Source organism: Hominiventricola sp. (genome assembly GCF_057604405.1).
The window spans coordinates 1-12458 of sequence record NZ_DBLYVB010000033.1; the positions used below are offsets into that span (position 1 = coordinate 1).

General features: G+C 45.7%; 6 protein-coding genes and 1 pseudogene. All 7 read right to left on the minus strand.

The genetic code is table 11. From position 1 onward, the window contains the following. On the minus strand, positions 1-836 hold an 836-nt coding region (locus tag ACZMB2_RS13035; protein WP_487597061.1), incomplete at its 3' end, for a glycoside hydrolase family 3 protein. A gap of 23 nt (positions 837-859) precedes the next feature. Beyond that, entirely contained in the window at positions 860-2236 is a 1377-nt protein-coding gene (locus ACZMB2_RS13040) for an MFS transporter (protein WP_117509310.1), read from the minus strand. A gap of 103 nt (positions 2237-2339) precedes the next feature. Further along, positions 2340-3152 carry an SGNH/GDSL hydrolase family protein gene (locus ACZMB2_RS13045; protein WP_227093632.1) on the minus strand — a complete coding sequence of 271 codons (813 nt, stop codon included), beginning with the start codon at positions 3150-3152 and terminating at the stop codon, positions 2340-2342. 105 nt (positions 3153-3257) lie between these two features. After that, positions 3258-5888 (minus strand): family 78 glycoside hydrolase catalytic domain, encoded by a 2631-nt coding sequence (locus tag ACZMB2_RS13050; protein ID WP_487597062.1) that lies wholly within the window; start codon positions 5886-5888, stop codon positions 3258-3260. A gap of 18 nt (positions 5889-5906) precedes the next feature. Next, a pseudogene (locus tag ACZMB2_RS13055) lies at positions 5907-7151 on the minus strand (MFS transporter); the annotation flags it as partial. Positions 7152-7262: 111 nt separating this feature from the next. After that, positions 7263-10058 (minus strand): alpha-L-rhamnosidase, encoded by a 2796-nt coding sequence (locus tag ACZMB2_RS13060; protein ID WP_276698197.1) that lies wholly within the window; start codon positions 10056-10058, stop codon positions 7263-7265. A gap of 62 nt (positions 10059-10120) precedes the next feature. After that, positions 10121-12373 carry a glycoside hydrolase family 3 C-terminal domain-containing protein gene (locus ACZMB2_RS13065; RefSeq protein ID WP_055267527.1) on the minus strand — a complete coding sequence of 751 codons (2253 nt, stop codon included), beginning with the start codon at positions 12371-12373 and terminating at the stop codon, positions 10121-10123. Positions 12374-12458 lie beyond the last annotated feature (85 nt).

Genomic DNA, 12458 nt, shown 5'->3' on the forward strand with positions numbered 1-12458 from the left:
TCCACCGCTTCATCCAGCACAGCTTCGTCCAGTCTTCCCTCCTGTACTGCTTTCACAATCTGTCTGTCATTGTATCCTCCGGAATAAGGCATCTCCAGATCCAGTCCGGCCTGCAGTCCTTTCACACGGTTATTTACAGCGCCCCAGTCACTGACGACGCAGCCTTTGTATCCCCATTCTTTTCTCAGGATATCTGTCAGAAGATATCTGTTTTCCGAAGCATATTCTCCATTTATTTTGTTGTAGCTACACATGACGGTTCTTGGAGCTGATTCTTTCACCGCTTCCTCAAACGCAGGCAGGTAGATTTCCCTGAGCGCACGTTCTGACACTTCGGAAGATATCGTCATACGGAGTGTTTCCTGGTTATTCAGTGCGAAGTGCTTAATGCTTGTCCCCACGCCCTGACTCTGTACTCCGCGGATATATGCCGATGCCATCCTACCTGCCAGATATGGATCCTCCGACAGATACTCAAAGTTCCGCCCACATAACGGGCTCCTTTTAATATTCACCGCCGGGCCAAGCAGTATGCTTACATTCTCGGCCTGACACTCCGCTCCCAGCGTCTCTCCCATCCGTTCCATCAGGTCAACATCAAAGCTGGAGGCTGTTGCACAGGCTGCCGGGAAACAAACGGCCTTCACACTTTCATTCAATCCCAGATGATCCGTTTCCCCTTCCTGCTTTCTCAGTCCGTGAGGGCCGTCCACCATCATAACTGACGGAATGTTCAGTCGTTTGATTTCTTTCGTATGCCAGTTATCAGCGCCCGAGCAGAGACTTGCCTTCTCTTCCAGCGTCATTTTTGAAATCAGTTCCTTTATTCTGTCCATCGCAAAAGTCCTCCTTTCTTTTCTTAATACTGATTGATCATCTGTGCCTCTGCTTCTTCACGGCTGATCTCACCATTATTGCATTTTGCCATCAGCTGGACATCATGGTCATTAAGCTTGTAAAGACGAAGTATAAGCAGAGTGCAAATACCCCCGATAATGCTGCCAAGACAGCTGAATGTCCATAATTTATCGGCAAATCCTGCCGCCTGAACAACGCCTTCTCCCTCTCGGAAGCCGATTATAGTTAACGCAAACACACTGACTGCTGTTGCGATCGCTCCACTTAATTTTGTAAAAAATGTCTGCGCCGCAAACGTTACACCACGCATTTTTAATCCTGTCTTGTACTGTCCATACTCGTAGCAGTCCGGCGTAAACTGATACTGCAGTATAACTGCTATTCCCAGCGGAATTCCTCCTAAGGCATTTAAAATCACATACACCATCATATTCTCATACCCGGCTATGAATCTTACAATTCCCAGAAGTAACGCGAAAATATATGAAATATAGAAGACTTTAAATTTATCATATTTTTTGCATAATTCTACTGCCATAACCGCACCGATTAAGGTCGGAATAATTACCGCCATCGAAACATATGAGGCAGCTTCTTCACCGCCAAGGCAGTACCGGGCAACGTATAAGCCCCAATTTGCACCAACATTAAGCAGGCTGCTGATGAGCGGAGCCGCAAAGAAAAGCAATAAATATTTGTTCTTCCGCAGACATTCTACCATATCTCGCAATGTATAACTTTCTTCTGCCCCGTCATTCTGGACTCTTTCTTTTTCAATTACTCTCTCCCTTGCGAACAGACAAATCGGAATCATCATAACACATGACAAAAGAGATAACACAATTACTGTTGTTGACCAGCCGCCTAACCGCTGCCGTACCAACGGCAGGGCAATTCCTGTAACAATACCTGCAAAAATAGCAAACAATCTTCCTATGCTGTTTAGTGAAACACGTTCCTTCTGGTCTATTGTCATCGTGGTAACAATACCAAAAATCGGTACATCGCAAAGGGTATAGGCTGTATCCCATAACATATAAGCAAGTGTTGCCCATATGATTTTAGCCGTCATGGAAATCCCGGTAGGTATTATAAAAAGAAGAATAGTTGCCACCGGAATCGCTATGACAGATATTCGAAGCCACGGCAGGAATTTCCCTTTCTTAAAATTCACCTTATCCATGATCATACCGAAGATCGGATCGTTGATGGCATCCCACACTTTCGTGATAAGCGCCACGATCGCAACCAATGCTGCCGTTATGCCGATATCTGTAAAATATGTAGTCATATATCCTACCAGTCCATAGAATACATTCTGTCCCATAAAATACAAACCATAACTGATTTTTTCTCTTTTTGTAACTGAATTTTCCATTTCGTTATCCGTCCTTTCATTGTTTGATTCAATTATAAATAATTCCAAAGGGCAAATCACCAACGATATATAAGCAGTTTACCGACGAAACTTAATATAATAATCATCTTTCTAAAAACTGATATAAGTATTCTTCCATCTTAGGCGTCCACCATTCCAGATATCCTGCCTGCGTCGGATGAACCGGATCTGCCATATAAACTTCATATTCTTTTTCAGAAACGTCATTCATCTCCTCGTCATTCCAAAGGTCGATCACGCCTATTCCATATTTATCCTGAAGCTCAAACAATACATCTACCATCTGCTGATACTGTTTACTGTCATATTTTGTTCCGGTATAAAAGATCACGGGACAATTCCATGTCTGCTTTGCATATACAATGATATATTCCATTGCTCCTGTTATCGTCTGTGTATCAAAATCCTCCAGATTTTCTGAACTGCTGATTTCTCCCATCGGCATTTCCTTCGACGCGTCATTCGTGGAAAGCTGACAGACAAATGCATCGAATTTCTCATCTGTACCGATATTATTTTTCATCCTTTGGATATAAGACGTCTTTCCGTTATCCACTAAAGTAGTACCGCTTACAGCTTCTTTTACATACTCACAGCCATTTCTGTAAGAGATATAATCTGCGAAAGAAACATCCATTGAGTACAGACCTAAGGTTACAGATGATCCAAGGTAGCAGATACGCTTCCCTTCAAGAGGGCTGTTTTCTAACGGTTCTATATTTTCCAGACTGTATTTTTCTGCGTTTCCCGGCATTTTTTTCAGTTTGTTCTTCCAGACAAAATCAAACGGTCCTCCACCGCCTGCTGCTCCTACTAAATATGTCAGGCCGATTCCCACAGCCAGAATCAGAATTAAAACGATACTTAAGATAATCTTCAATATTTTCTTTTTCATAATCCCTAACTCCTTATTATTTTCAACTTTCATATTAAGAGAACTAACCGTCTGTATTTACCGGTCAGTTCTCGCAAATACTGTCATTTTGTTTTCTTTGATTCTTTATTCAAACTGATACATTCCGCTTCCTACCTTGTATAATCTGCCATCCGGCATCTTTACAACGGCAGTCGTGTTGCAGGGGATTTTTACTTTCAGCTTAAATTTCCCTTCGTCCATACTCCACCTGACTGCGATTTCCCCGTACTCACTTATATAAGTACGTTTTACACTGGTAAACGCATTGTCCGGCTCCGGTGCGATTACAATCTCCTTAAATCCGGGAGCAGCCATATCAATGCCGCTTATCTTCCGGAACATCCAGTCGTCCACGCATCCAAAGGCATAGTGGTTCAGGCTTGTCATAACCGGAGACCCGTCCTCCTTGTAAGAAATGTAATTTTCCCAGATTGTTGTCGCTCCCTGCTTCACCTCATAAAGCCATGACGGGCACTTTGTCTGGAGCAGGATTTTATATGCCTTGTCCATCCTGCCGATCTTACAGAGCGCATCCAGCAGATACGGCGTCGTCAGGAACCCTGTATCCAGACAATCCCCGTTTTCTTCTATCTTGCGGATCAAATGTCCGGCGATACTTTTTTTCTTCCTTTCAGGAGCAAGATCAAATGCGATTGCCAGCACATAACTGCCCATAAAATCAAGAGGCATCTTCCCATCATCATCGATCAGTCCTTTTTGAATGGCAGATTTCATTCTGGACGCAATGTCATCATAGTATAATTCGTCTGATGTATGCCCGAGGAGTGCTGCCGTATCTGCCATGATCCGGCAGGAATTCCATCCAAAGATTGGCGCGCAGTATACAGAAGTATTGATAGGTTTTGCAGCGCTTTGGTCTGCTCCGTCTACTGTCTGGCTCGGTATGAGCCACTCCCCGTACTGATGTCCTGTATTCCACAGATACTGGTCAATTTCTTTTGGATGTTTCATCTTGCCTCTACGCTTCTTTGCAGTGTTGATGATATAGTCGCACCACTTTTTCATTGTGTCATACTGCTCTCTCAGTATCCTGATATTTCCTGTAAGCTGATACATGCTCCACGGTACGATACAAGCGGCATCTCCCCATCCCGCTTCTCCCACCGGTTCAAAATTGCGGTATACGATCCGATTCAGTTTCTCCAGTAATTCATAGATTCCGGTAAGGGGGATCACATTGGGAATCGCTCCGTTTTTCTGCTGGCTGCAGGTCATATTACGCAGCCATCTTGTCAGAAAAGGGGTTACATTTTCGTTGAGCATGGCTGTTCTTGCATAAATCTGGATATCTCCGGTCCATCCGCCTTTTTCTCTCTGCGGACAGTCCGTGGGGATTGAGAACAGATTCGACCGCTGAGACCATCTTGTATTTTCGTAAAGCCGGTTTATATCTTCGTTGGACGTCTCAAAAGTTCCCAGATCCTCATTGTCAGAAGACAGGACAATCGCTGTGAAATCCTCCGGACTCACCGGCTGATCGCATGTCACTCTCACATAGCGGAAACCGTGATATGTAAAATGCGGTATATATTCTGTAAATTTCCCGTTTGAAATATAAATATCGCTTTGTTTGTGTCCTGTTTTCTCTGACATGAAAATATTATTGAAATAGTTTCCATATTGATCCAGAGTTTCAAAATGATCTAATACCATTTTTGTTCCGGCAGGCAGTTTCGCTTTTACGCGCAGAACCCCCGCCAGATTCTGCCCGAAGTCAATGATCGTCTCGTCTTTCGGGCTGACTGTCATTCCGACTGCCGGTACTTCCTTTACCGGGCGCACCGGTTCCCCGTACTGAGCTACTAGGTTCGCGTAAGATTTTCCGCATGGGATACCTGCTTTCCAGCTGCTGTCATCGAATCCGCAGCAGTTCCAGTTTTCCTGTTCCATCCGTGCGTCATAGAGTTCGCCTGCAAACAAATCGGAAGACCGGACCGGACTTTCCGAAACCTTCACAGCATCATCGGACAGAACAATTTCACTCGTTCCGTCTTCATAATCAATCTTTATCTGAAATAACACAGAATGTTCGGCTTTAAACTTCCTGCTTCTCGGTTTAAAGTTCGCACTGTCATACCAGCCGTCCCCCACTAACATTCCTATGACATTTCTTCCCTCTCTCAAGAATGGAGTCACATCATAAGTCTGGTAACACAGATATTTAGAATAGACGGTAAATTCCGGAGCAAACTCTCTGTCGTCCGGACGTATTCCGTTCACGCTGAGCTGATATGCTCCGTGGCATGTGGCATAGACGCGTGCCCGTTTTATACCGTCTCGTGCGTCAAATTCTTTGCGGAAATATTCTGCCGGATTCTGCCCGCCGGTTCCAGGTTTTACCTTTTTCATCGGGAACGGAGATTTCACCCACTCGGCCGTCCATTCTTTCTTCATAAATCCCGTCTCAAAGGATGAGGATGCCGCCGCCTTTTCTCCGTTATTAACCGTCACTTTCACTGTCCAGCTATAGTCACTGAGACTTTTCAATGGTTTCCCGTTGTACTCTACAAAAGTGCTTTTATCACTTTCTATCACCCCGGAATCCCACACTACTTCTCCCAGACTTGTCACTGTAATATGATAGGATGTCTGCATCACATTCTTTTTGTCACTGATGATCACCCATGAAAAATAAGGTACTTCGTCCACGCATGGTCTGTATTGACTGTTTACCTTAAGTCTTGTAAGCTCCATAGCAACCTCCCTGCCGGATTAGTTATTCCTGTTGATTTTAGCGTCCATCTCTATTACTGCTTTCTGATCCAGCGTATACTGTGTGCCAAAGATAAGCAACCCTAATATTCCAAATATCAGCGGCAGGATCAATGCGCACAGGATAATGCCTGTATTGATACTCTCAGGTTGGACAGATGCGCCGGTAACAAATCCATATGCTGCGATCACATACCCTGGAATTGCTCCTCCCAGCCCCTGCGCGACCTTACTGACAAAGGATGTGAGTGAAGCGATGGCTGCTTCCGCCCGTTTACCCGTTTTATACTGTACATAAGTGGTATTGTCCGCCTGTATGCTGGTATTGACCGGAACCATCCATCCTCCTGCCACGCCTCCGATAAGAGCGCTGATATATATTAAAATCATAGACGTCACATCCAGCAGTCGAAGCAGGTTAAGCGCTGTCGATATTATGACCGCGGTCAGGTAAACTTTCTTTTTCCCAAACCGATTGGCAAGATATGGTCCCATCACAATTCCAACCAGTGATGCAATTAAGCCAATAACAGAAACTCCCGACATCAGTTTCATATCCCCTAAAACATATGTATAAAAATATGCTCCTGCTCCGCCAGCTATTGAACTTCCTGTCCCTACTATTAAAGTAGCTGCAAACGCTGCCCATATAGGCTTGTATCTCAGAAATTGAAGCATCTCTTTTAAACTGTACTTTTCCTCATTATTTTCCCTGAACTCCACACGTTCTTTAACACTGAGTGCACCTGAGATGGAAAGAACGAGCGTCAGAGCCATAGATCCGAAGATTAATACATAATAACTTTCCAGTTTTCCATCTGCTACTATAACAGGTCCTAATACTCCAATCACCGCTCCTCCAATCATCGATCCTAATGCGTTGAAAAGAGACAGGCTGTTTCTTTCTTTATCATCTGTAGTCATAACCGGAAGAAGACTGTTTTTGGAGATGTCCATGATATCAAAGGTCCATCCCAACAGCAAATAGGTAACATAAACGATCACATATTTTCCTACAGGACTCCAGACAGCGCCAAACCACAGCAGAATATAGTTTATGACACAGATAATGGTTCCCAGAATCAGCATAGGGCGAAATTTTCCCATTTTTGTTACGGGAAATCTATCCAGAATAAAGCCCATGACAGGATCGCTGATTCCATCCATTACCTTAGAGATTAAAAACAAGGTCGCAAGCGCCTTGGGATCCAGTCCCACCACAGTTGTGTAATAGATCATAAAATATACGGATAAAAGGTGTCATAAGCGGTATGTTTCCTGCACATACCATCAACATCCCTATTTTTTCAGATAATTTTACTTTCTGATTTTCTTTCTTCATCTCTCTGCTCCTTATTAGAAGTTTGCCAGTGCAATATCCAGCATCTGTGCTTCCTCTGGTTTGATTTCTCCTGCGAATGTTTTCGCGACATCTCTAAGCGAAAGTCCATATGCAATATCCGGAATCATATCCACTTCCATCATTTGAGAAAGAAACGCGCGAATATCCGGATGGTTCAGCAGTTCTTCCATTGTCGAATCTATGCTGTATTTCCTCTTTAAAGGCTGTGACGCCTCATAAGCGACTTCATATTCTCCGGCTTTCACACGGCAAATTCCGTTTTCTACATCTTCAAACAGTGGGTTTTCTTTATCTTCATATACAGATTCCGGCGCAAGTGGAAGAACCACTTCTGCCCTTCCGCCAAACGGAACTGTAACAGTGACAGTGATTTTATTATCCCCTAATATCTCCCAACCGCACTGATAGCATCCGCATGCTGAATCATAAACCGCTTTTACATATCCCAGTCCGCGATTCACTTTCGGGCTGATCCGCATCACCCGGCCTCCCGGACTCTGTTCCGTCACATCAATCCCGGCCGCATGGCAGAAGATCCATTCCAGTACGGCGCCATATGAATAATGATTCAGGCTGTTCATTCCCGTGCTGGAGACATGGCCGTTCTCATCCAGTGAATTCCAACGCTCCCACACGGTCGTTGCCCCCAGCTTCACTTCATAAAGCCAACCCGGATATTCTTCGTTCAAAAGCAGCCGGTACGCCGCATCCGTCATCCCGTGGTCTGTCAGCACGTTGCACAGAAGCGGCGTACCCACAAACCCGGTATTCAGTTTATTTTTGTTGTCCCGGAGGAGTTTTTTCATCATCTGCTTTGTCAGTTCTTCATTTTCAGACAGATGATACTTCAGCGCAAGGATAAGCCCTGTCTGCGTCTTCACCGCACATCTTCCTGTGGAAGTAAAATATTCTTCTTTCACTGCCCGCCACTGACGGTCTGCGATTTCCTGATATTCCTGTCTCGTTTCTTCCAGTCCAAGCACGTCCGCCGCCTTTGCGACTGTCTGGGCGCTTGCCGCATAGTAGATATCCGCGATATATGCTTCATCGGTCGCCCCGTACACACTGTTCGCGGCAGCGCCTGTACGGTCGAGAGCCAGCCAGTCTCCATAATGGAAGATCTGTCTCCATCCGTGATGATCTCCGTCAATCCTGCGAATATAATCAACCCATGCCTTCATGCTCTCAATCTGGCTTTCCAGGATTGTTTTGTCCCCGCTGAACAGATATACGTTCCACGGAATGATACACGCAGCGTCTCCCCATGCGCAGGAACATTTTGTCGGTCCGAATGTGGGGACAATCTCCGGAACCATTCCGTCCGCCAGAAGCTGTTCCTGATACATGTCATATAAATATTTCCGGTAAAACGCGTAGGTATCAGCCAGATAGCTTGCAGTCGCAGAAAATACCTGTGTATCCCCTGTCCAGCCCATTCTCTCATCTCTTTGCGGGCAGTCTGTAGGCACATCCAGGAAGTTTCCTTTCATCCCCCATTCGATATTGGAGATCAATTTGTTCACAAGATCATTCCCTGTCTCGATTGCCCCGATGCTCTCATAATCGCTGTAAAGAACAAGCGCCGTGAAATCCTCACATGAAAGATCCCTAATCCCGGTCACTTTCACATATCGATAGCCATAGTATGTAAAATGAGGCGTAATCACCTTTTCTGTACCATCAGAAACATAAATGTACTCCGAAAGTGCAGTTCTTAAATTCTCGTTATAGAAACCTCCGTCCTGAAGCACCTCTCCCGTCTGAATCCTGATAGTTGTCCCCGCCGGCTCATGTACACGCAGTCGGAAGATCCCTGCGATCTCCTGCCCCAGATCAAATACATCTTCTCCAGCAGGCGTATGGATCAGTTCTGCCGGCTTCATCTCCTCCTGTACCTTAACCGGAAGAGATAACCGTTCCATAAGCCGGCCTTTCGGAACCTTTGCGATCCGCGCAGGAGACTCCTCTACCGGTGGCAGCGTATCATCTCTTCTCTCACCGTCATAGATATTGGAAAACCACAAATTGCTTCTTGTAACTGACCAGGTTTCATCAGAACTGATTACATCTTTCGTTCCGTCTTTGTACTCTATGTGAATCTCCGCAATCAGCTTCCACTCGTCACCGTAATATGCTTCCCGCTCCGGATCATTGAAACCGAACCTGCCTTTATACCAGCCGTTTCCGAGAAGAACAGACAGCACACCGCCTTGTTCTGCCTGTTTCGTGATGTCATACGTCTGATACTGGATCCACTGGTCATAATTATTGCAGTACGGAGTCAGATACTCATCACCGATTTTCTCCGGATTTTCTTTATTTTCCCCGAGAAAATATGCCTCATACAATCCCAGGCCGCAAATGTACAGTCTTGCGCTTTTCACTTCTTTTGCCGGACGAATTCTCTTTGAGAAAATCGGATGCCGTTCCTGACTGCTGTCACAGGTAATCCACCTGCCCGTCCACGGTTCATCCATTTTGGCGGTCTCAAAGAACTGCGTGTCTGATTCGATCACTTCCTCTGCATCTGTTGTCACAATAACTTTCCAGTAATATCTTGTATACGGCTGCGGTTCAAATTCCACTCTTGCAGAGAGACTGTCCAGCTCTGCCTCCCCCGTGTCGTGACAGATATCTGTAAAGGTTTTGTTCTTGCTGATCACAATCCTTGCATGTTTCTGTTCCTGTCCTCTGCCGCCTTTCACTTTCCATGAAAATACCAACGGTTTCAGATAAAACCCTAAAGGGTTTGTGATATGATTTGTTTTTGCCGCATAAATCTTGCCCATAATTCTTCCTCATTTTCATGCTGATACTTTTTCATCCAATAATAAGCCAACCGTTCCTCCCACTACTGACACAGAGCATTTAACTCCACGATCATCTGCTCGATCGCTTCGCCCGGAATAACGCTTAAAAATGATTTCAGCGGCATCTGCGCAATAATTTCCGGAGTCACAAGCTGTACCTCCCCATCTTCTTTCTTAGGTTCTTCTCCCTGTGATATCCCCTCAAGATACTCCATCATTTTCCCTGCTGTCTTCGGGTGGTTCATCAATTCCCCCATTGTAGTGGTCATATCCACAGTGAACGGCAGCAGCACATCAGTAGTAAATGTAAGTTCTGCAGCCTCTCTGATCTCATCGCTGGCATGCCCGATCTGGATCTCATATGTACCTGACGGAGTGTACCAGTCGTGAATCTTTGTCTCGTAGTAAGCAAAATCTCTCGCGCAAAGTTCCATTGTAACCGTCTTCTTCTCACCCGGATTCAGAAATACTTTCGCAAACCCTTTTAGTTCTTTCACTGCTCTTGGCACCGTGCTGTCCTTGTCACTGACATAGAGTTGAACCACTTCACTTCCTGCCCTCTTCCCTGTATTCTCCACATCAATGCTCACCTTCAGAATATCTCCATCTTTCATTTCCGCAGAAGAGAGTTTCATATTGCTGTAGCTGAATTCCGTATATGACAGTCCATGGCCGAATGCCCAGCGCACCGGTACTTTCTTCGCATCATAGTAACGGTATCCGACAAAGATATCTTCTCCATAGAGAACAGTCCTGCCATCTCCAGGGAAATTCAGGTAACTCGGGTTGTCTTCCAGACGATATGGGAACGTCTCCGCCAGACGTCCTCCTGGATTTGCCTCCCCAAATAACAGCCGGTCGCTGGCCTCCCCAATGCCTTCTCCTCCCAGATACATCTCCAGAATGGCATTTACAGACTCCGCCCATGGAGTTTCTACGGGACTTCCGTTATGAAGAACCACTACCACATTTTTCTGTATCTCAGCCACAGCCTCTATAAGGCGATTCTGACACTTTGGCAGTTCCATGGATGTTCTGTCATATCCTTCCGACTCAAAGCTGTCCGGCAGTCCGGCAAAGATTACAACTACATCTGCGCCCGCTGCCGCTTCACACGCCTGTTTCAGATCCTCTTCTGTCATCTCGTCACGCTCTGACGAGAAGCCTTTCACGTACTCCACTGCCCTGCCTTTTCTCACCGCAGTTTCCAGAGCCGACACTACGCTGTCCGTATTGATGTGACTCGATCCCCCGCCCTGGTATCGCGGTTTCTTTGCAAATTCCCCGATATAGACTACTTTCTGTTCTTTTTTCAGCGGCAGCACTCCCCTGTTTTCCAGAAGTACGGCGCACTCTGTTTCGATATCTGCCGCTGCTTTGTGATCCTTTTCCCTGTCAAATACAGTCTCCGCTTTCCTGTTATCTGTGTAGGAGAAGACTACTTTCAGTATGCGTTCCACCGTTCTGTCAAGAATTTCTTCCTCCAGTTCTCCATTCTCCACTGCCTGAATAATCTTTCTTGTATTATATCCTCCTGATCCCGGCATCTCCAAGTCAAGACCGGCTTTCAGTCCTTTCACCCGGTCATTTACAGCTCCCCAGTCACTGACCACATATCCTTCAAATCCCCACTCATCCCGCAGGATATCTGTCAGAAGCTTCTTATTCTCTGAAGAAAATACTCCGTTGATCTTATTGTAGCTGCACATCACAGTCTTTGGCTGCGCTTTCTTCACCGCCTCCTCAAAAGCCGGCAGATAAATTTCCCGGAAAGCCCGTTCCGATACTTCCGACGATATCTGCATACGGTCTGTTTCCTGATTATTCGCGGCGAAGTGTTTCATACTGGTTCCGATGCCTTTCGACTGTACGCCCCGGATATATGCTGACGCCATCTTTCCTGTCAGATATGGATCTTCGGACATATATTCAAAATTCCTTCCGCAGAGAGGACTGCGTTTGATATTAACTGCAGGGCCGAGGAGCATGCCCACGTTCTCAGCCTGACACTCGTCCCCAAGGATCTGTCCCATACATTCCATCAGTTCCACGTCAAAGCTGGATGCCGTGGCGCAGGCTGCCGGAAAGCAGACTGCATTCACACTTTTATTCAGGCCGAGATGATCTGCCGCGCCTTCCTGTTTGCGCAAGCCGTGCGGGCCGTCTGTCATCATAACGGAAGGAATCCCTAACCTTTCGATTCCCATCGTGTTCCAGAAATCCGCTCCCGAACATAGTCCTGCTTTTTCCTCCAGTGTCATCTGTCTGATCAATTCTTTCAGGTTGCTGCTCATTATGAAATCCTCCTTAAATAAATTCTTATCTGTTCCTATCTGTGGGCTTCCCAGAAGATGACTGCTTCCTGAAGCCAGTTTTTCA